The organism is Cryobacterium sp. TMT2-14, assembly GCF_004402465.1.
GTDB classification, from domain to species: domain Bacteria; phylum Actinomycetota; class Actinomycetes; order Actinomycetales; family Microbacteriaceae; genus Cryobacterium; species Cryobacterium sandaracinum.
Genome location: NZ_SOFV01000031.1, coordinates 1 through 19,226, shown reverse-complemented (window position 1 = coordinate 19,226; position 19,226 = coordinate 1). Strand labels below are relative to the sequence as shown.

The 19,226-nt window shown below is 67.0% G+C and carries 17 protein-coding genes; 8 read left to right on the top strand and 9 right to left on the bottom strand.

Annotated features, from left to right (window positions below; genetic code table 11):
* Positions 1–471: 471 nt before the first annotated feature.
* The 5 genes from E3O28_RS11765 to E3O28_RS11745 form a co-directional block, all read right to left on the bottom strand.
* Complete coding sequence (locus tag E3O28_RS11765) at positions 472–1,911, bottom strand: dihydrolipoamide acetyltransferase family protein (protein ID WP_134416122.1); 1,440 nt, start codon at positions 1,909–1,911, stop codon at positions 472–474.
* Positions 1,911–2,924: an alpha-ketoacid dehydrogenase subunit beta gene (locus E3O28_RS11760; protein WP_134416120.1), complete on the bottom strand. Its 1,014-nt coding sequence runs from the start codon at positions 2,922–2,924 to the stop codon at positions 1,911–1,913. Before E3O28_RS11760 ends, E3O28_RS11765 begins: the two co-directional genes overlap by 1 nt.
* Positions 2,921–4,084, bottom strand: coding sequence for a pyruvate dehydrogenase (acetyl-transferring) E1 component subunit alpha (pdhA, locus tag E3O28_RS11755; protein WP_134343467.1), 1,164 nt, complete (start codon positions 4,082–4,084; stop codon positions 2,921–2,923). The genes E3O28_RS11760 and pdhA overlap by 4 nt, the downstream gene beginning before the upstream one ends.
* Positions 4,085–4,194: 110 nt before the next feature.
* Positions 4,195–4,698, bottom strand: coding sequence for an Lrp/AsnC family transcriptional regulator (locus tag E3O28_RS11750; RefSeq protein WP_134371477.1), 504 nt, complete (start codon positions 4,696–4,698; stop codon positions 4,195–4,197).
* Between the two features lie 49 nt (positions 4,699–4,747).
* On the bottom strand, positions 4,748–5,509 hold the full coding sequence (locus tag E3O28_RS11745) for an oxygenase MpaB family protein (RefSeq protein ID WP_241973117.1): 762 nt from the start codon (positions 5,507–5,509) through the stop codon (positions 4,748–4,750).
* A 96-nt stretch (positions 5,510–5,605) separates the two neighbouring features.
* On the opposite strand from E3O28_RS11745, the gene E3O28_RS11740 reads away from it, so the two are divergent.
* Positions 5,606–6,805 (top strand): glycoside hydrolase family 3 N-terminal domain-containing protein, encoded by a 1,200-nt coding sequence (locus E3O28_RS11740; RefSeq protein WP_241973116.1) that lies wholly within the window; start codon positions 5,606–5,608, stop codon positions 6,803–6,805.
* A gap of 167 nt (positions 6,806–6,972) precedes the next feature.
* Here the strand turns inward: E3O28_RS11740 and E3O28_RS11735 are convergent, their stop codons facing one another.
* A complete protein-coding gene (locus E3O28_RS11735) occupies positions 6,973–7,635 on the bottom strand; it encodes a hypothetical protein (RefSeq protein WP_134342492.1) in 663 nt (220 codons plus the stop codon).
* A 201-nt stretch (positions 7,636–7,836) separates the two neighbouring features.
* On the opposite strand from E3O28_RS11735, the gene E3O28_RS11730 reads away from it, so the two are divergent.
* On the top strand, positions 7,837–8,400 hold the full coding sequence (locus E3O28_RS11730) for a YceI family protein (RefSeq protein WP_134416118.1): 564 nt from the start codon (positions 7,837–7,839) through the stop codon (positions 8,398–8,400).
* Positions 8,401–8,647: 247 nt separating this feature from the next.
* Here the strand turns inward: E3O28_RS11730 and E3O28_RS11725 are convergent, their stop codons facing one another.
* Positions 8,648–9,688, bottom strand: a complete 1,041-nt coding sequence (locus E3O28_RS11725) for an FUSC family protein (RefSeq protein ID WP_134416116.1) — start codon at positions 9,686–9,688, stop codon at positions 8,648–8,650.
* An 88-nt stretch (positions 9,689–9,776) separates the two neighbouring features.
* Positions 9,777–10,928 (bottom strand): septation protein SepH, encoded by a 1,152-nt coding sequence (sepH, locus tag E3O28_RS11720; protein WP_104099605.1) that lies wholly within the window; start codon positions 10,926–10,928, stop codon positions 9,777–9,779.
* A 196-nt stretch (positions 10,929–11,124) separates the two neighbouring features.
* Between sepH and E3O28_RS11715 the strand changes: the two genes are divergently transcribed.
* Positions 11,125–11,418, top strand: a complete 294-nt coding sequence (locus E3O28_RS11715; RefSeq protein ID WP_104099606.1) for a DUF4193 domain-containing protein — start codon at positions 11,125–11,127, stop codon at positions 11,416–11,418.
* A gap of 6 nt (positions 11,419–11,424) precedes the next feature.
* Here the strand turns inward: E3O28_RS11715 and E3O28_RS11710 are convergent, their stop codons facing one another.
* Positions 11,425–11,880: a DUF3093 domain-containing protein gene (locus E3O28_RS11710; RefSeq protein WP_104099607.1), complete on the bottom strand. Its 456-nt coding sequence runs from the start codon at positions 11,878–11,880 to the stop codon at positions 11,425–11,427.
* A gap of 38 nt (positions 11,881–11,918) precedes the next feature.
* On the opposite strand from E3O28_RS11710, the gene dut reads away from it, so the two are divergent.
* The 5 genes from dut to dxs all read left to right on the top strand — a co-directional run bounded on the left by dut (position 11,919) and on the right by dxs (position 18,960).
* On the top strand, positions 11,919–12,395 hold the full coding sequence (dut, locus tag E3O28_RS11705; RefSeq protein ID WP_104099608.1) for a dUTP diphosphatase: 477 nt from the start codon (positions 11,919–11,921) through the stop codon (positions 12,393–12,395).
* Positions 12,392–13,021, top strand: a complete 630-nt coding sequence (locus E3O28_RS11700; RefSeq protein WP_104099609.1) for a DUF3710 domain-containing protein — start codon at positions 12,392–12,394, stop codon at positions 13,019–13,021. The genes dut and E3O28_RS11700 overlap by 4 nt, the downstream gene beginning before the upstream one ends.
* A gap of 11 nt (positions 13,022–13,032) precedes the next feature.
* Positions 13,033–13,830, top strand: a complete 798-nt coding sequence (locus E3O28_RS11695) for a DUF3159 domain-containing protein (RefSeq protein ID WP_134401579.1) — start codon at positions 13,033–13,035, stop codon at positions 13,828–13,830.
* A 217-nt stretch (positions 13,831–14,047) separates the two neighbouring features.
* Complete coding sequence (gene acnA, locus E3O28_RS11690; protein ID WP_104099628.1) at positions 14,048–16,897, top strand: aconitate hydratase AcnA; 2,850 nt, start codon at positions 14,048–14,050, stop codon at positions 16,895–16,897.
* A gap of 110 nt (positions 16,898–17,007) precedes the next feature.
* Positions 17,008–18,960: a 1-deoxy-D-xylulose-5-phosphate synthase gene (gene dxs, locus E3O28_RS11685; protein ID WP_104099611.1), complete on the top strand. Its 1,953-nt coding sequence runs from the start codon at positions 17,008–17,010 to the stop codon at positions 18,958–18,960.
* The last annotated feature ends 266 nt before the right edge of the window (positions 18,961–19,226 follow it).

Below are 19,226 nucleotides of genomic sequence, written 5' to 3'. Positions count from 1 at the left end.
TGTCAGCGCTGACTGTGCGGGCTCTGCCATCGAGCCGGATCGTATTGCCGTGCGAGACGATCCACTGGGTCTGCTGTGTCCGAATGGCACTCCGATACAGATCACAGCCTCGGAGTTATATCGAGAGACTTGCTCGATTGTCGTGTCGCGCCGAACTGCGCGCAGTCGAGCGCGCTCGCCTGCGAACGGCACGGCCCGCCAGGCTGCCCGCAAGCCGGACCTTAAGCGCACTCGGGCCCGGAATTCGGGGCCCGAAGCAAACGCAGCCGGGCGGAGCGCCCGGATAGCCCGCCCAGATAGTCCGCCCGGATAGCCCGCCCGGTGAGGATTCGCACTTGAGGGCGTCGACCGCAACAAACCCCAGCGGCAGGAAACCCCTGCCACGAGATGTCCTGGCGTGTCGTAGACGACCTGGCGCACGCCTCGACCCCAGGCGGCACCACAGCAGGGTCGAGGCCGTTTGCGGCTCGGTCAGAGGTCGGCGAGCATGCTCACAGGGTTCTCGATGCAGCGTGCGACGTAGGTGAGGAAACCGGCGGCGGTGCCTCCGTCACAGACCCGGTGGTCGAAGACCAGCGACAGCTCGACCACAGTGCGCACCGCGAGGGTGTGATCGACCACCCAGGGGCGCTCGATCATCCGTCCGATGCCCAGAATGGCGGCCTCGGGGTGGTTGATGATCGCGGCTGACCCGTCGACACCCAGAGCACCGAAGTTGTTCAGGGTGAAGGTGCCGCCGCTGAGTCGAGATGGGGGAAACGAGCCATCCGTTGCCTGGGTCACGATACCGGCGATCGCATCCCGGAGTTCGCGGGTGGTCAGTGAGTGGGCGTCGTGAACGACCGGCACCATCAGCCCCCGCGGGGTCTGAGCGGCAAGCCCGAGGTTGATGGCACCGCGTTGGAGGATCTCCTGGCTGGCCGTGTCGACTGAGGAGTTCAACAGCGGAAACCGGCGCAGTCCGGCGACCGTGAACCGGGCGATCAGCGCGGTCACGCTGAAGCGTTCGCCTGTGGCGTCGAAGAGACGGTCCCGCGCGGCGAAGAGCTCGGTGGCGTCCACATCGAGCCAGACGGTTGCCTCGGGGATTTCCCGGCGCGAGGTGGTCATCCGCTCCGACACCACCCTGCGTAGGCCGGTGATCGGGATCCGGATGTCGTCGGTGGGCGCGGCCCGGGTTCCGACCGGCTCCGCCACGGGTGCAGGTTGGGCCAGTGCCGCGGGCTCGACCACCGGTGTGGACTCAACCGCTGCGGCCCGTTCCCGGATTGCCGATTCCACGTCCCGGCGCAGCACCAGCGCGTTGCTCCCACTGCCGATTAGCAGGGTCGCGTCGAGGCCGTTTTCGCGGGCCAGACGCCGCACCAGCGGTGAGACCACCGGGGAGCGGCCGGCCGGGTAAGACGGAGAGGTCGGAGCCGTTACCGGGGTGGCCGTAGTCACCTCGGAGACCGGTTCGACGATTGCCGCGACGACCGGAGCCGCTGAGCCGGGTCGCACGCCGAAGCGCGCAGTGGCAGGGCGCCGCACGGGACCCGTGTTCTCCCTCGTGCCGTAGCCGATGAGCACAGCACCGGATGCCGACCCGTCGACCTCCGCGACCGGAACCCCGGCTGCCATCGCTGCGGGCTTAACAGCAGTCCGAGCGGTCGGCCGTGCGGCGTCGGCCTCGGCGGCATCCGTCACTGTCAGCAGCACCTGCCCGGCGTGAATGATCTGGCCCGCGACCCCGTTCAGGGCCTCGACCACACCGCCGAACGGCGACGGCAACTCCACGATGGACTTGGCCGATTCGACCTCCACCACGGGCTGGTCGATGGTGATGGTGTCGCCCACGGCGACCAGCCAGGAGACGATTTCGGCTTCGGTGAGTCCTTCGCCGAGGTCGGGCAGGATGAAATTCTGACCCATCAGTTCCACTCCCAGGTTCCGAGGGCGGTCAGGATGCGGTCGGGAGTGGGCAGAAAGTATTGCTCGAGCTTGGGGGAGGGATAGGGGATATCGAAACCCGTGATCCGCAGGATCGGCGCTGCCAGGTGGTAGAAGTTGCGCTCGGTCAGCCGGGCGGCGACCTCGGCCCCGTAGCCGCCGAACTGCGCCGCCTCGTGCAGCACAGCGGCGCGGGAGGTTTTCCGCAGGGAGGCGCCCACCGTCTCGTCGTCGAACGGGGAGAGGCTGCGCAGGTCGATCACCTCGATCGAGAGCCCCTCGGCGACGGCCAGCTCGGCCGTCGCGAGGGCCGTTTTCACGGTCGGACCGTAGGCGATCAGCGTGACATCGGTGCCCTCCCGCAGCACGACCGCAGTGGTCATCGGCGCGGTGCGCACAGGCAGGCTGAGCTCGGCTTTGGCCCAGTACCGGCTCTTGGGTTCGAGGAAAATGACCGGGTCGTCACAAGCAATGGCCTCGCGGAGCATTGAATAGGCATCCGCCGGATTCGATGGCGAGACCACCGTGAGGCCGGGCGTGGCCGTCCAGTAGGCCTCGGAGGAATCGGAGTGGTGTTCCACACCCCCGATGTCGCCGGCGTAGGGGATCCGGATCACAAGGGGCAGCTGGATGCGCCCACGGGTGCGGTTGCGCATCTTGGCCACGTGCGAAACGATCTGCTCGAACGCCGGGTAGCTGAACGCGTCGAACTGCATCTCGACCACCGGGCGCAGGCCGTGCATGGCCATGCCGATCGCGGTGCCCACAATCCCCGATTCGGCCAGCGGCGAGTCGCTCACGCGGCTCTCCCCGAATTCGGCGTACAGCCCGTCGGTCACACGGAAGACGCCGCCGAGCGGGCCGACATCCTCACCGAACAGGACGACCGTCGGATCGTCGCGCATCGCGTCCTGGATCGCGGCGTTCAACGCCGCTGCCATGGTGAGAGTGACCGGTGCGCGCAGGGGCGTCGGTGCGGTGTCGGGGAGCGTCATGAGTTGACTCCTGAGTGGGCGGCGACGGATGCTGCGACGGCGTGCTCGGCGTGCTCTGCGTGCTCGTCAAGCTCAGCTGCGAGGAAGGCTCGTTGTTCCGCCAGGGCGGCGCGCGGGGTCGAGTAGACGTGGTCGAATAGCTCCAACGGATCGACTGGCGCGGACCGGGTCATGCATTCGCGGGTGTCCGCCGCCAGATCCTCGGCCTCGGCACGGATGTCCGCACGCTCCGCGTCGCTCAGCGCACCGATCTCGCACAGGTAGGTGTCCAGGCGGGTGATCGGGTCGCGGCGTCGCCAGATCTCCAGATCCCCGGGATCGCGGTAGCGGCTCGGGTCGTCGGAGTTCGTGTGTGCCTCCATCCGATAGGTCAGACCCTCGATCAGGGTCGGGCCGTGGCCGGCGCGGGCGTTCTCCACTGCCGACGAGGTGACCGCGTACATTGCGGCGACGTCGTTGCCGTCAACGAAGTAGCCGGGCATCCCGTAGCCGATGGCCTTGTCGGCGATGGTGCGGCAGCGCATCTGCTTGTCCAGCGGCACGCTGATCGCGTACTGGTTGTTCTGCACCACGAAGACGACCGGGGCCTGCCAGACGGCAGCAAAGTTGAACGCCTCGTGGGCGTCGCCCTCGCTGGTGGCGCCGTCGCCGAGCAGAGTCAGTGCGACGGTGCGCTCCCGTTTGAGCTTGGACGCGGTCGCGAGCCCCACGGCGTGCAGCGCCTGGGTAGCCAGAGGGGTAGCCTGCGGGGCGATCCGGTGGGCGTTCTGGTCGTAGCCGCTGTGCCAGTCCCCGCGGAACGAGGCCAGGATGTGCTCGGGCGGCACGCCGCGGGTCAGTAGGGCGATGCTGTCCCGGTAGGTGGGGAAGAGCCAGTCCTCGGCGCCGAGGGCGGCGACCGCGGCGATCTCGCAGGCCTCCTGGCCGAGAGCTGACGGGTACGTCGCCAGGCGTCCCTGCCGGGTCAGCGCGGTGACCTGCACGTCGAACCGGCGGGCGACGACCATGCGCCGGTAGAGATTGAGCAGTGTGGCCGGGTCCGGCAGGTCAAACCCGCCGGCCTCATCGAGTGGCGCGGCGCGACCGGTGTCATCGATCAGGCGGAGGGGACGCGGCGCGGCGAGGGGGCTCTCAACCAGGCTCTCGACATTGAGGCTCATGTCGCAATGGTGGGGCATCTCCGCGCCGTCGACGATGCCCCGGCAACGGATACGAACGATTGGTCCGAAGCGGCGTCGCGCCGGACCATTCGTCCGCGGAAAACGACCGTTCAGCGCCAGCTGTCCGCAGCGCGGGCCGGGGGCAGGCCGGTGATTTCCTCGAGGATGAGGTGGGACCGGGTGGAGATCACGCCGGGCATGCTGTGGATATCGCGCAGGATGGCTTGGCTCAGCTGCTCGTGGTCCGGAGCGCTGACGGTGAGGATGATGTCGATGTCGCCGCTCACGGCCTGAGCTTTTTCGACGAAGGGCAGTTCACTCAGGCGCCGGGCCATCTCGGCCCAGGAGACATCGCCGATCTTGACGATCACGAGGGCGGAGATCCTGAGCCCGAGCGCCCGGCGGTCGATCTGTGCTCCGAATCCAGTGACCACACCGTGACGCACGAGATTCTGCATCCGGGTGTGCGCGGTGGTGCGGGAAATGTGCACGAGCACGGCCAGCTGGCGCATCGACAGGCGGCCGTCGCGACTGAGTTCGGCAACGATCTGCCGGTCGATCGCGTCGAGACCGTCGGGCGTGCCCGGGGCGGCGGGGGCCGAGTGCTGCGTCATTGGAATCCTCAGGCTGGGGAAACCCTCAGACTACCGCGAGCTCAGGCGACTACCGCATCGCGCGCAGGTAGTGGTTCTTGGGCCAATGGCGCAGCCGGCGCGGAAGCCGGGGATAGACACGTATGGTCAGCCGGATCAGCCGGTCGAAGCGGCGCTGTGCCCCCGCGGTCCAGGGCAGGTCGAACAGTTCCCGCACCGAGCAGGGGAGCAGTCCGACGGTCACGAACCGGCCCAGTGGCATCATCAGCCGCAGCCAGAGCGGCCCGGTGCGGGGATGCAGTAGCTGGCGTGCCACGGCGCGCGTGGCGGCATCCGTCTGCAACTCGCCGACGCGTCGGTCCCAGTAGGCGGCGAAGGCGGCCCGGTTGGGCGGCCACAGCTCCGCGGGCATCTGCAACGCCGTGCCCAGCACGGCGTACTCCCGGTAGAGCGCGTCCGCCGTGGCTCCGTCGAGCGGGCCGTAGACCAGCTCCCGCATGGTCATGGCGGAGTCATACAGGGTCGCCGCCACCCAGAGCTGCAGTTCTGGGGTGAAGGCGGTGTAAGCCGGACGAGCCTCGGTGGCCAAGCCCGACACCGGGGCGTGGGCGTGATCGACCCGGCGTCGTGCCCGGGCAGCCTCCTCCGGCGTTCCGAACACGACCGCGTACACGTAGGTCAGGGTGCCGCGCAGCCGATCGAGCGGTCGGGAGGCGAAGTCGCTGTGGTGCGCAATTCCGTGGCCGATCGCCGGGTCGGCGATCTGCAGGAGGATGGACCGCCCGCCGGCGGCGATCAGCACGGCCTCGCCGGCCATGTCCCTCATCTGCATGCGCGCCTCCCCGCTCGAAGACCGATTGTAACGCCGCCAGCGGTGAAGCGGATGGGCGCTTCGCCGCGGTAGCTGCCGGCAGGTTAGCCTGGATTGGTGATCTCCGGCCGACGACACCCGGCCCCAGCCCGCCGCCTGGCGGCGCTCGCCGCCATGGCCCTGCTGGCCCTCACCCTCTCCGGCTGCACCGCGGCGCGCGGAACAGACGCGAAAAGCGGCACTGCCGCCCCGCTCGGGCCCGGCTGGTCGGCCGGCCCCGTTGCCGAAGACGCCACTCGCCGCCTGGCCGCCATGTCCCTGACCGAGAAGGTCGCCAGCCTACTGATGCTGCACCAGCCGGGAACAGATGCGGCCGGGCTGCGCACCTTCGCCGGGGCGAACGGCCTCGGTGGACTCATCCTGATGGGTGACAACGTGCCGGTCTCCCCGGAAGAAATGCGGGCAATGACGGATGCCCTCAGTCCCGACCCGGAACTCCCGCTGCTCATCGGCATCGATCAGGAGGGCGGCGAGGTTTCCCGGCTGCCCGCCGACCTGGCGCCCGGGGCTGCCCAGCTGCAGATGCTCCCCGCACCGGCCACAGAGGACGCCTTCCGCAGTCGGTCGACCCTGCTCCAGTCCGTCGGCGTGAGTGTCAACTTCGGCATCGTCGCCGACGTCACGGCCGACCCGAGCTCGTTCCTGGCCGGCCGGGTGCTCGGCACCGACCCGGCGTCGGCATCCGCCCGGGTGGCTGCGGCGGTCACCGGTGAGCGTGGGCGGGTTCTGAGCACGCTCAAGCACTTCCCCGGTCACGGGGCGGCGCCGGGGGACTCGCACCGAAGCATCCCGTCGACTCCGTTTGGCTATCAGGACTGGCTGACATGTGAGGCGCCTTCGTTTCAGTCCGGAATCGAGGCTGGCGCGGCGCTGATCATGTTCGGCCACCTGGCCTACCCGAGCGTCGATCCGCGTCCGGCGAGCCTGTCGCCGGCCTGGCACGAGATCCTCCGCACCGAACTCGGTTTCGACGGCGTCACGATTACCGACGATCTGCTGATGCTCCAGGACTTCGGCCTGCCGGAGTACGCCGACCCGGCCGAGAACGGGATCGCCGCCCTGGCAGCGGGCAACACCATGCTGCTCTCCGTTCTGCCGGCGAATCCCGCGCGGTACGGCACCGATGTCACAGTTCTGATCGGCAGAATCGTCGAAGCGGTCGATACCGGGCGGCTCACGCTGGAGCAGATCGATGATGCTGCCTACAAGCTCCTGGTGCTGCGCGGCCGGGCCGCCCTCAGCGCATCCCAGGAGTGAACCCCAAATCCAGATTGTGCAGCGAACCGCACCGAGTAGGACCTCATGGATGCCGGCACACTCTAATCACGCATTCTCGTCTTCGTCGGAGGCACCGGAGTGTCCTCAGCTGGGTGTCACCAAAGTCATGACCCAGTCCGTCGGGCGCCCGGTCAGCTCTCAGTCCGCTAGCCCTCTGCCGTGCCGACGAAGTACGCCGTGACGACTTCGCGGGTGGTGAGCGGATCTCCCCCCGAAATGGGCGCGACGCGCACCGTCCATCGAGGGCCTGACCGATCGATGCCGTCTGCGCTCTCCGCCCAGACCGCCCCATCTTCCGTGCACGAGTAGGTGCCGTACCAGGCGGGGTGCTCGGTCAGGTCGTTCCAAACGCCACCGCTGCGAATCAGGCAGCGGTCCCCGTCGCTGAGCAACAGCCCGAGCGGTCGCGCCTGCTCGGGCGCGGTGGCCGCCGGCAGGCTCCCGGTGCTCGGCAGGCGCACCACCGCCGTGGTCCACGGGTCGCGGTAGCAGGCCACAAAGCCGGGCGCCGCATCCTGCCAGCACGCTACGGCGAACGCGCTCGACGGTGTGCAGGCGTGGATGTTGTCGTCGACGGCGACTGCGGACGGCCGATCATCGAACGACGCGCTGCCACAGTCGAGCGTGACGGTCGTCTCCTCGGTGACGGTGAAGCCCGCGGCAGGCAGACCGCCCTCGGTGATGGGGCGCATTACCACGCTCTCGGTTGCCGTTGCCGAAGCAGAGGAGGGCGACGAAGGGGCCGGGGACGCGCATCCGGCGAGCAGGGCGATCAGCAGACCCAGGGGGAGCAAAAACCGTGAGCGCATTTCAGCCCTCCGTTCCACCCATGCACCAGCCCCTGAGCGACCGACGGTACCCTCGGCCCCGGAGGCAGTCAAGGGATTCCGGCAGGAGTGGCCGGACCACTGTCGAAAAGAACTCTCCCCGATTCGGAATATTTCACTTTCCTATGCGCTTGCATAAATGTGAGGACGAGAATCCACCGTTCCGCGAATTGAGGAGAACCCATGACTCAGACCACCGCAGCGAGCATACCCGGCTACAAGGCCGGAACCTGGACCATCGACCCGACCCACAGTGAGGTCGGTTTCAGCATCCGCCACCTCATGATCAGCAAGGTCAAGGGCACGTTCGAGAAGTTCGACGCGACCTTCGTTACCGGCGAGAACCCGCTCGACTCCTCCGTCACGGCCACGGCCCAGGTCGCGACGATCGACACCAACCAGGCGGACCGCGACGGCCACCTGCGCACCGGCGATTTCTTCGACGCCGAGACCTATCCGACCATCAACTTCGTCTCTACCGGCGTGCGTCAGGTCGAGGACGACTTCCTCGTCGACGGCAACCTCACCATCAAGGGCGTCACCAAGCCCGTAACCTTCGACTTCGAGTTCGGCGGCTTCGGCACCGACCCGTACGGCAACTACAAGGCCGGCGCCACGGCGAAGACCGAGGTCACCCGCGCCGACTTCGGCCTCACCTATAACGCGGCCCTTGAGACCGGCGGAATGCTGCTCGGCGAAAAGGTCATCATCACCATCGAACTTCAGGCCGCGCTCAACCAGGCGTAGTCGTCCCCGCGCAGAGGTCTGCGCAGGGTGGACAATAAACACGAGAGGGACCCCACGAGAGTGAGGTCCCTCTCATGTCGACCTTTGGTCAGGGTACCGACGCGGCCGCTCCGATCCTCTACACCCCGGGGTATTGGTCGTGAATGAGAGACCACGCTGCTCGGGCCGAGCGCAGGCGTTCGGGGCCAGAAACGCGGGCGCTCCCTTTCGATCCGACGGGCATATTGTGCGCCTCGGACATCATCGGCTATTCGCCCTTGATCTCCTCACGCACCCGTCGTAGGTCCTCCATCAGGGATCCGATCAGGATCCAGTGCTGCGGATGAGGCGTCGCAATGATCAGGGGGGCGGTCAGGGTGGGTGGTTCCTGCGGCAGGCTGACCTGCTGGACGCCGGGGTGGTCCACCTGTTCGGCGAGGAGCCTCAGGTCATGGGCGGCACGGCTCAGCTCGACAGTGATCGCGAGCACCGAGGGCTCGAGGTGCAGGGAATGGTCGTAGTGGTCGCGCAGGGACCGGGTCATGCCGATCGCGCGTGCGACGAGCGAGGTCAGCCGGGCGAAGAGCTCCTCGTCGATGTCGAGGAGACGCCGGTTCACCGCGTGCCGCGGGTTGAGAGTGAGGCTCTCCTCGGCCTGCTTGAGCGCCTGATCCGCCTTGGCGAGCATGGGGCGCAGCAGACGCACCTTAATCATCATCTCTTCGATCTGGCTGGCCTTCTGCGGAAACCGCAGGGCGTCGACGATCCGGTCGAGGGTGTCCGCGATCTCGTAGGCAAGTCGGATCACAGCCGCGTGCGCCGGACGAAGAAGCACTGGCGGCACGATCAGGGCGTTGACGAGGAGTGCGGCCGCCGCCCCGATGATGGTTTCGACGATGCGGTCCCGCGCGTACTCAGCCGTAGCCGTGCCGATTGTGAGTAGGAGCATGGCGCTGATCGGAATTTGGCTCGCCGAGCTGGGGGCCAGCCGAAGCGCCCACGCCAGCATGATGCAGAACACGATGGCCAGGAGAACGACCCAGCTGGACTGGCCGAATGCGACACCGACGCCATAGGCGATGATGACCCCGCCGATAACACCCAGGCTGCGTTCGACCGCGCGACCGAGGGTCTGGTTGATGTTCGGCTGCACCACCAGCAGGGCGGCGATCGCGGCGAAGACGGGCAGCTGCTCCGTGTCCAGTAGCAGTTGCGACAGGATCCAGCCGAGGGCGACGGCCACGGATGTCTTCACTGCCTGGAGCAGAGGAATCCGGCTTGTGGATCGCAGCCGGGTGTTGATTCTCACTTGCCTAGGGTAGTCGAATGCGTGGGCGAGTCGTATGCACAGGCTCGTCGGACCGGTGCCGGTGCCGGCGCCGTTGAAACCCTGCGTGCTAGGGCAGGTCGTCGTCGGTGCGGGCACCGAACACGATTTCGTCCCAGCTGGGCATCGAGGCCCGCCCGCGCTTGCCATGACCCGACGCTCGCGGAGTCGCGGCCGGTGATTGACCCCCGGCGGCCTGGGCAGACCAGGCGTTGCGGGGGGCTTCGGTCGGCGGGGCGGCGAGAGCCGAGGGAGCGGCGTGGGGTTCCGCGGCGGCCTCGACCGGCTGGTTCACCAGACGGATGCCCGGGGCCGGGCTGGTGCTGGCGGGGTTGCTGTGGCTGGAGTGGCTCTCGACCTGGTTGCTTTCGAAAGCGGCGGCTTCGCGCTCCCCGCGGCGGCGGCGCAGTGACGCCAGCAGGTCGGCCGTCTCGCTCAGGCTCTGCGGCGGTTCGTCGGCGCGCTTGATGGCTGCACGGGACACGGCATCCGTCGTGCCGGCCGACCGGGAATACGGCACCGGGTCCAGAATCGGCGCCGTATCGTGCAACGTCTCCTCGGACAGTGATTCCTTGAAGGTGAAGGCGCCGCTGTCGAAGCGGGACACATCGGCGAGGCTGGTCTCGGCGCCGACGGCCCGCAGCCGCGGGATCAGGGCACCCTTCAGTTCACCCTGCTGCGACAAGGCGATGGCTTCACTGCCGACCGGAGAGAGCGAGTTCTTCTTGGGTTCGAAGCCCCACCGGGCGTCGTGGTCGATGTCATCGGCGGTGAAGGCCAGTTTGACGATCCAGCCGGCGCCGGGTTCCTTCCAGCTGGCCCAGCGCTCGTTCGTGGCGCCGAGCGAGGCCAGACGCTCACGGATGACGGTGCCGAAGGTGGCGCCGCCCTCGATCGGGTCGAGGTCGATGGCGGTGTGCACCGGCACGCTCAGCGCGCAGGAGACCATGTAGTCGCGTTCGGCGACGACCGGGCCCTCGAAGCGGCGCACAAAATCGAGGGACGCACCCGTGACCGCGGCGACGTCCTCGGCGGACATGCCGGCACGGATGTGCGCCTGCACTTCCCGGGGACTCAGCTTCGGCCCCGACGCTGGTTCCACCTGGGCCTGGCGAAGCCGGGACTGGAGAACTTCGTCGATGGGGATCCTGAATCGGTCTCCTTCTTCAGACGCTGCGAGCAACGCACCGCTCTCGACTCCAATAACTTTCAATTCCTGCATGTTGAAAGCCCTTTCGCCATCACTAGTGCGCCTAAGACTGCCATGTAAAGAGTGAATCTTCGGGGAATACGCCGGGCGTGCCGCAAGTTGATGACTGTGCCGAGCAAATGACGCGGCGTGTAGTTTGCTATTCCGCCCGGATTGTTGGAAACTATGGCCGCCGAAATCCTTTCTCGGCGTAACTGAATGGATGGGTATGGCAACCGATTACGACGCACCACGGAAGACCGAAGACGACTCAGAGTCGATTGAGGCCCTCAAGGAGCGCGTACCCGACAAGATGTCCGGTGTCGTAGATGTCGACGACTCGGACAACCCCGGTGGTTTCGACCTTCCCGGCGCTGATCTGTCCGACCTCGACCTCGATGTCGTCGTTCTGCCTCCGCAGGCGGACGAGTTCACCTGCGTGGAGTGCTTCCTGGTGAAGCACCGTTCGCAGATGTCGCACGAGACCAAGCTCGGCCTGGTATGCCTGGAGTGCGACTCCTAAACGCGCTCAATCATGTGATGCTGGCCGTCGCGATCCATTGATCGCGGCGGCCAATTTCTGTGGGCGCCGCGTCGACACCAGCCAATACGGCGCCGGATCCGTCGCATCCACGATCGGGATTCGCACGACGGGCCGAATCCACCCGCGGATGAGCAGCCAGGCCCGGGCGTCGAGCCGTTGGCCACGTTCCAGGGCGGCCTCATCTCCGTCGAAGGGCAAAACCTCGCCGACCAGATCGATCGATATGCTCGCGCGCCCGGCGGTGAGCTCACCGCCCCGCACCTGCACCACCGGTGCCGACAAGAGCAGCGCCAGAACGCAAGCGGCGTACAGACCGGCGGCCAGCAGCACCCCGGCCAGCATCGAAATCGGTGCGAACACGAGGATGCTGGCAGGAATGATGAGCGCAGTCGCCACATAAGGTGCGGGTGAGGCCCAGAGTTTTTCGCGATATTCAGGCATGGGTCTATTCGATCAGACTTCTGCACTAGCCTCGACACGTGGCAGAAAGCGTCGAAGTCCTGATTACCGCGTCCATCCTCCCGAGCTACGCGCACCCGGGTGACGCGGGAGCGGACCTTCATTCCTCCCAGGCTCTAGTCTTGGCCCCCGGCGAACGAGCACTGGTCGGCACGGGCGTGGCGATCGCCCTGCCCGACGGTTTCGCGGCATTCGTCGTGCCCCGCAGCGGTCTCGCGTCCAAGCACGGCATCACGATCGTGAACGCGCCGGGCACCGTCGACGCCGGGTATCGTGGCGAGATCAAGGTGACGCTGCTTAACACCGACCAGACCACGCCCCATGCGATCGCGATCGGCGACCGCATCGCCCAGATCATCATCATGCCCGTCAGTCGGGCCACGTTTATTCCCGTGGATCGGCTGCCCGGCAGCCAGCGCGGGGTTGGCGGATTCGGGTCCACCGGCCTGAGCCGGAACATCAGCACGGGCACCTCAACGTCAGGAGACAACCAGTGAGCGACACCGCGAACCCGGAGGAGAACCCGGACGAGACGGCCAAGTCGGCGCCGGGCGATCGTGCGACCGAGGGTCCCCTCGACGAAGCCGAAGCCAACCCGGTGCGGCCCTACGTGGACCTCGGCGGGGTCAAGATCCTCCCGCGTGAGGGGCTTCACCTACGGTTGGAGATCGAAGAGGGCAGCAAGCGGGTCGTGGCGATCGGGCTCGACTACGCCGGCTCCACCCTCCAGGTACAGCCGTTCGCCGCGCCCCGCTCAAGTGGCCTGTGGAACGAAATCCGCGCCCAGATCGCCGATCAGATCGGCAAGCAGGGCGGAACGACGACTCTGCGCGAAGGCCCGTTCGGCCCCGAATTGGTGGCCGAGATCCCCGTGGCCGCGGGTCAGGGATCCGACGGAACGAGCAGGCTGGCCCGCTTCATCGGAGTCGACGGCCCGCGCTGGTTCCTGCGCGGCGTGATTGCCGGCGAGGGTGCCATCAACACCGACGCCGCGACCGAGATCGAAAACCTGTTCCGCAGCATCGTCGTGGTGCGCGGATCCGCCCCGATGCCGCCGCGTGACCTCATTCCGCTGCGGATGCCGGCCACTCCCGCCACTGCGGCCGAGCCGGGCCAGTCCTGAAGAACGCCGGAATGACGGACGCACCACTCCCCGATGAGGCCCGCGAGCCCGACGCATCAGAGAACGCGCCTGACTCGCCCGTGCCGGCCGCGTTCGCCGACGGCATGGCGGCGGCGGCCCGGCGGGCCGGCTTCACGCCGGCGGCCGAGGGTGATCCGATCAGCGGGCGCGCCCTGCTGGCCGCGATGGGCGGCATCCGTGGACTGGTCGAGGCCCTGCTGCCCGGACTCGTCTTCCTGATCACCTACACCTTCACCCGGCAGTTTTTTCCCGAGCAGTCGCTGGTGCTGTCCCTTGTTGTGCCGGTGCTGATCGGCGTCGTTTTCATCGTTCTGCGCCGGATTAGCCGCCAAACGGTGACGCCTGCCGTCGGCGGCCTGGTGGCACTGATCGTCAGCGCCGTGCTCGCTCTGTTCACTGGCCGCGCCGAAGACTTCTTTTTGCCCGGATTCTGGACCAATGGACTGTACGGCGGAGCCCTCTTCATCTCGGCGGTCGTCGGCTGGCCGCTGATCGGGCTGGCTGTCGGATTCCTGATGGGCGAGGGAATCGCCTGGCGGTCGAACCGGTCCAGGCGTCGGGTGCTGACCATTCTCACGCTCTGCTGGGCGGGCTTGTTCGCCCTGCGCCTGGCTGTTCAGCTTCCCCTCTACTACTCCGGAAACGTGGAGTGGCTCGGCGCCGTCAAGCTCCTGATGGGGATTCCGCTCTACGCGCCACTCCTGGTGATCTCGTGGCTGGTGGTCCGGGCGGTCTACCGCGCCGACGAGCGGGAGACCGACGACGCAGCGGGTCGCCGGCCCGAATAAATTCACCGCGATTCCGCGACACCCGCCGGAAATAGGCGCGGGAAACGCGGTGGCACCGCTAGAGTTATCTCTACGTCAAGATAGTTCGGCGTTGGACATCGTCCGCACGTGGCATCCGCCGGTTAGGTTACCCTTGCTGGCAGGGGCAGGCGTCTGGTCGTCAGGATTGAGGATTGCGGACGGTTTCGCCGTCGGTTTCCACGAAGGAGAGGGCATCGTGTCGGCGCTTAATAATGCGGTCGTAAACAGTTTTGGAGCCAAGGACACCCTGCGGGTCGGGTCGACGGACTACGAGGTCTTTCGTCTCGACGCGGTAACGGGCTACGAGAGGCTTCCGTTCAGCCTGAAAGTGCTGCTGGAGAACCTCCTTCGCACCGAGGACGGCGCCAACATCACCGAGGCCCACATTCGCGCCCTGGGTGAGTGGGTCCCAACGGCGGAACCCGACACCGAGATCCAGTTCACTCCTGGCCGCGTCGTTATGCAGGACTTCACCGGCGTGCCGTGCATCGTCGACCTCGCCACCATGCGCGAGGCCGTCGCCGAACTCGGCGGCGACCCGAAGAAGATCAACCCGCTGGCTCCGGCCGAGCTGGTCATCGACCACTCCGTCATCGCCGACCTGTTCGGAACCGCGGATGCCCTCGAGCGCAACGTGGAGATCGAGTACGAGCGCAATGGTGAGCGGTACCAGTTCCTGCGCTGGGGCCAGACCGCGTTCAACGATTTCAAGGTCGTGCCGCCCGGAACCGGCATTGTGCACCAGGTCAACCTGGAGTATCTGGCCCGCGTCACGATGACCCGCACCGTGCCGGACGCGGAGGGCAACGACGTGCTTCAGGCCTACCCCGACACCTGCGTGGGAACCGACTCGCACACGACCATGGTCAACGGCCTCGGCGTGCTCGCCTGGGGTGTGGGCGGCATCGAAGCCGAGGCAGCCATGCTCGGCCAGTCCATCTCGATGCTCATTCCCAAGGTGGTCGGCTTCAAGCTCAACGGCTCCATCCCGACCGGCGTCACCGCGACGGATGTCGTGCTCACCATCACCCAGATTCTGCGCAAGCACGGCGTGGTCGGTAAGTTCGTCGAGTTCTACGGCGCGGGTGTCTCGCAGGTTCCGCTGGCCAACCGGGCCACGATCGGCAACATGAGCCCGGAGTTCGGATCCACGGCCGCGATGTTCCCGATCGACGACGTCACCCTCGACTACCTGCGCCTGACGGGTCGCAGCGACGAGCAGGTTGCACTCGTCGAGGCCTACTCGAAGCTGCAGGGCCTGTGGCACGATGCCGACAAGGAGCCCGTCTTCAGCGAGTACCTCGAGCTCGACCTGGGCACCGTCGTGCCGTCGATTGCCGGCCCGAAGCGCCCGCAAGACCGCGTCATCCTCACCGAGGCGAAGTCGCAGTTCGAACTTGACCTGCAGAGCTACGCGACGCAGGACTGGACTGTTGTGGACGCGGCCGTCGAGGCCTCTTTCCCTGCTTCAGACCCGATCGGCTTCACCGCCGAGGACGAGAACCTTGACCACAAGGCCTCACACAACCACGTGAGCCACGCTCCGATCAGCGTGTCCAGGCCCGTCGCGATCACCACGCAAGACGGCGCGAACTACACGCTCGACCACGGAGCGGTCGCTGTCGCGGCCATCACCTCGTGCACGAACACGTCCAATCCGAGTGTCATGCTCGCCGCGGGCCTGCTCGCCCGAAACGCCGTCAGGAAGGGCCTCACGAGCAAGCCGTGGGTCAAGACCACCCTGGCTCCGGGCTCGAAGGTCGTCACCGACTACTACGAGAAGGCCGGCCTCACCGGCGACCTCGAGGCCCTCGGCTTCTACACCGTCGGCTACGGCTGCACGGTCTGCATCGGCAACACCGGCCCGCTCATCGACGAGGTCACGACCGCGATCAACGACAACGACCTGGCCGTCACCGCGGTGCTCTCAGGCAACCGCAACTTCGAGGGTCGGATCAGCCCCGACGTCAAGATGAACTACTTGGCCAGCCCGCCGCTGGTCATCGCTTACGCCCTCGCAGGCTCGATGAACTTCGACTTCGAGACGGATGCGCTCGGCATCGGCAGCGACGGCAACGAGGTGTTCCTCAAGGACATCTGGCCCGACTCCGCCGAGGTGCAGTCCACGATCGACGGCTCGATCGACACCGGCATGTTCACGAAGCAGTACGGCCATGTCTTCGAGGGCGACGAGCGCTGGCGCGGCCTGCCGACACCGGACAGCGAGGTCTTCGAGTGGGACCCTGAGTCCACGTATGTGCGGAAGCCCCCATACTTCGACGGCATGACCATGGAGACCACCCCGGTGGTCGACATTGTCGGTGCCCGTGTGCTGGCCAAACTGGGCGACTCGGTCACGACCGACCACATCAGCCCTGCTGGTTCGATCAAGGCCGATAGCCCGGCCGGCGCCTACCTGCTGGAGCACGGCGTCGAACGGGGCGACTTCAACTCCTACGGCTCGCGCCGCGGCAACCACGAGATCATGATCCGCGGCACATTCGCGAACATCCGTCTCCGCAACCAGCTGCTGGACGGAGTCGAGGGTGGCTACACCCGCGACTTCACCGTTGACGGGGCTCCGCAGGCGTTCATCTATGACGCTTCGCAGAACTACCAGGCCGCCGGCACGCCGCTGGTCATCTTCGGTGGCAAGGAATACGGTTCGGGTTCGTCCCGCGACTGGGCCGCGAAGGGCACCAGCCTCCTCGGGGTGAAGGCCGTCATCACGGAGAGCTTCGAACGCATCCACCGTTCGAACCTGATCGGGATGGGCGTCGTGCCTCTGCAGTTCCCGGCCGGCCAGAGCTGGGCGTCACTTGGACTGGACGGCACGGAGGTCGTCACAATCGAGGGTCTCGTCGAGCTGAACAGCGGGGTCACCCCGAAGACGGTGCGCGTCACGGCGGCGCCGAGTGCGCAGTCTGCCGCCGGCAAGGCCACAGTCGAGTTCGACGCGGTCGTCCGCATCGACACCCCGGGTGAGGCCGATTACTACCGCAACGGCGGCATCCTGCAGTACGTCCTGCGTTCGCTGGTCGCCTAGCACGCAGGAGCCTTTAGGCCAGCTACCGAAACCGGCGCGTAGACTCGGCTTGACCGAATCTATGCGCCGGTTTTCTGGTGGCGGATAGCGCAACGTGAAAGGTGTTATCGATGGCGCTACTGGACACGATCTTCGGGCCGAGAGATCTGGATCGCCTCTCGATGGAACAGCTCGTCCAGCTCGCGGCCGAGGTGCGGGCGTTCCTCGTTCGGGAAGTCTCCAAGACCGGCGGGCACCTTGGTCCCAACCTCGGCGTGGTCGAGCTGACCATCGCTTTGCACCGGGTCTTCGAATCCCCGCGTGACGCCATTGTCTTCGATACCGGACATCAGGCCTACGTGCACAAGCTGCTCACCGGGCGCCAGGACTTCAGCCTCCTCCGCCAGGCCGGCGGCCTGGCCGGCTACCCGCAGCGGCGCGAGTCCGAGCACGACATCGTGGAGAGTTCCCACGCCTCCAGCTCGTTGTCCTGGGCTGACGGCATCTCCCGAGCCTTCGAGATGACCGGGCAGAGCGACCGCCATGTGATCGCGGTCGTCGGCGACGGCTCCCTGACCGGGGGCATGACCTGGGAAGCCCTCAACAACATCAGCGACGACAACACCCGTCGCCTGATCATCATCGTGAATGACAACGGCCGCTCCTACGCGCCCACCATCGGCGGCATGGCCCGCTTCCTGAACACCGTGCGCACCCGACAGGCGTACCACAGTGCCTATCTGACCAGCCGTCAGGCCTTCGAACGGATGGGCGCGCCCGCCCGGGCGTTCTTCCGCGGCGTGCGCGGCGGCATGCACGGCTTCCTCGCCCGGTTCTCCAACAACGAGGCGCTCTACTCCAACCTCGACATCAAGTACATCGGTCCGATCGACGGCCACGACATGGCGGCGATGGTCGAGGCGCTCCATCAGGCCAAGGGCTACGGCGCGCCGGTGATCGTGCACGCGATCACCCAGAAGGGTAAGGGATACGACCCGGCCGTTCAGGACACCGCCGACCAGTTCCATGCGGTCGGCCAGATCGACCCGGAAACAGGGGAGTCCACTGAATCCGCCGGCGCACCCTCCTGGACGTCGGTGTTCGCCGACGAGCTGCTGCGCCTTGCCACACTCGATCCGAAGATCGTGGGCATCACCGCGGCCATGCTCCGTCCCACCGGCCTGCACAAGATGGCCGAGAGATTCCCCGCCCGGGTGCACGACGTGGGCATCGCCGAGCAGCACGCCGTCACCAGTGCCGCCGGCCTCGCCTTCGGCGGCCTGCACCCGGTCGTCGCGCTCTACGCCACCTTCATCAACCGAGCGTTCGACCAAGTCCTGATGGATGTCGCCCTGCACAAGGCCGGCGTCACATTCGTGCTCGACCGGGCCGGGGTGACCGGGCCCGACGGTCCCAGCCATCACGGCATCTGGGACCTGGCGATCCTTCAGGTCGTCCCCGGGATCCGCCTCGCGGCACCTCGGGACTCGGTGCGCCTGGCAGAGGAGCTCGAAGAGGCCGTGGCCGTCGACGACGCGCCCACTGTGCTGCGCTTCCCCAAGGGCAGCGTGAGCGCCCCAATCGACGCCGTGCGCCGCCTGGGCGACGGCGTAGACGTGCTCTTGGAATCAGCCCAGAAAGACGTGCTGATCGTCACCGTCGGGCCGATGGCCACGATCGGTCTCGATGTGGCGGACCGGCTCGCAGCCCAGGGCATCGGAGCCACCGTCGTCGACCCGCGCTGGGTCGTCCCGGTACCGCGGAGCATCGTGGCCCTGGCCGCGGAGTACCGCATCGTCGTGACCATCGAGGACGGCGTCCGGGTCGGCGGCGTCGGCACCCGTGTCCGTCAAGATCTGCGTGAAGCCGGCGTGGACACGGCGGTCACCGAACTGGGGCTGCCCGACGAATTCCTCGACCACGGCACCCGCGCCGAGATCCTCGACCGTGTTGGGCTGACCCCGCAGCGCATCGCCCGCGATGTCGTCGCAATGGTGCTCGGCAGCAAGATCCCGCATGCGCGGCCACTGCCGGCGGACCGCGCCGACACCGCCAGCATCCCGGCAAACCTTCAGCAGGATTAGGCGATTCCCGATCGAATGGTTGTGTCGTTTCCGGAAGGCTGGGGCTGAGATCACCGCGTGATCGCTGTTCATCACAGGCGGGGTGCTGTGCCCGGCGTCGAGCCAATTCGACGGAGATTCTGGGGGAAAACCGCTTTCTCGGGGGTTTGTGGGGCCAAATCCGGCAGAATCTCGGCTCTCCTGCTTCATCTGTGGGTGTTTCGGAGCGCCTTAACGGCCGCACGCCGCTTCCTGTCTAGGTTTCTGACTGTCTAGGAACAGAAACT

Coding starts and splice junctions, on each gene's coding strand:
- E3O28_RS11745 (WP_241973117.1), bottom strand. CDS start 5,509: ATGCAGATGAGGGACATGGCCGGCGAGGCCGTGCTGATCGCCGCCGGC.
- E3O28_RS11710 (WP_104099607.1), bottom strand. CDS start 11,880: ATGCCTGAATATCGCGAAAAACTCTGGGCCTCACCCGCACCTTATGTG.
- E3O28_RS11750 (WP_134371477.1), bottom strand. CDS start 4,698: ATGACGCAGCACTCGGCCCCCGCCGCCCCGGGCACGCCCGACGGTCTC.
- pdhA (WP_134343467.1), bottom strand. CDS start 4,084: ATGAGCCTCAATGTCGAGAGCCTGGTTGAGAGCCCCCTCGCCGCGCCG.
- E3O28_RS11760 (WP_134416120.1), bottom strand. CDS start 2,924: ATGACGCTCCCCGACACCGCACCGACGCCCCTGCGCGCACCGGTCACT.
- E3O28_RS11765 (WP_134416122.1), bottom strand. CDS start 1,911: ATGGGTCAGAATTTCATCCTGCCCGACCTCGGCGAAGGACTCACCGAA.
- E3O28_RS11715 (WP_104099606.1), top strand. CDS start 11,125: ATGGCAACCGATTACGACGCACCACGGAAGACCGAAGACGACTCAGAG.
- E3O28_RS11695 (WP_134401579.1), top strand. CDS start 13,033: ATGACGGACGCACCACTCCCCGATGAGGCCCGCGAGCCCGACGCATCA.
- dxs (WP_104099611.1), top strand. CDS start 17,008: ATGGCGCTACTGGACACGATCTTCGGGCCGAGAGATCTGGATCGCCTC.
- E3O28_RS11735 (WP_134342492.1), bottom strand. CDS start 7,635: ATGCGCTCACGGTTTTTGCTCCCCCTGGGTCTGCTGATCGCCCTGCTC.
- sepH (WP_104099605.1), bottom strand. CDS start 10,928: ATGCAGGAATTGAAAGTTATTGGAGTCGAGAGCGGTGCGTTGCTCGCA.
- E3O28_RS11730 (WP_134416118.1), top strand. CDS start 7,837: ATGACTCAGACCACCGCAGCGAGCATACCCGGCTACAAGGCCGGAACC.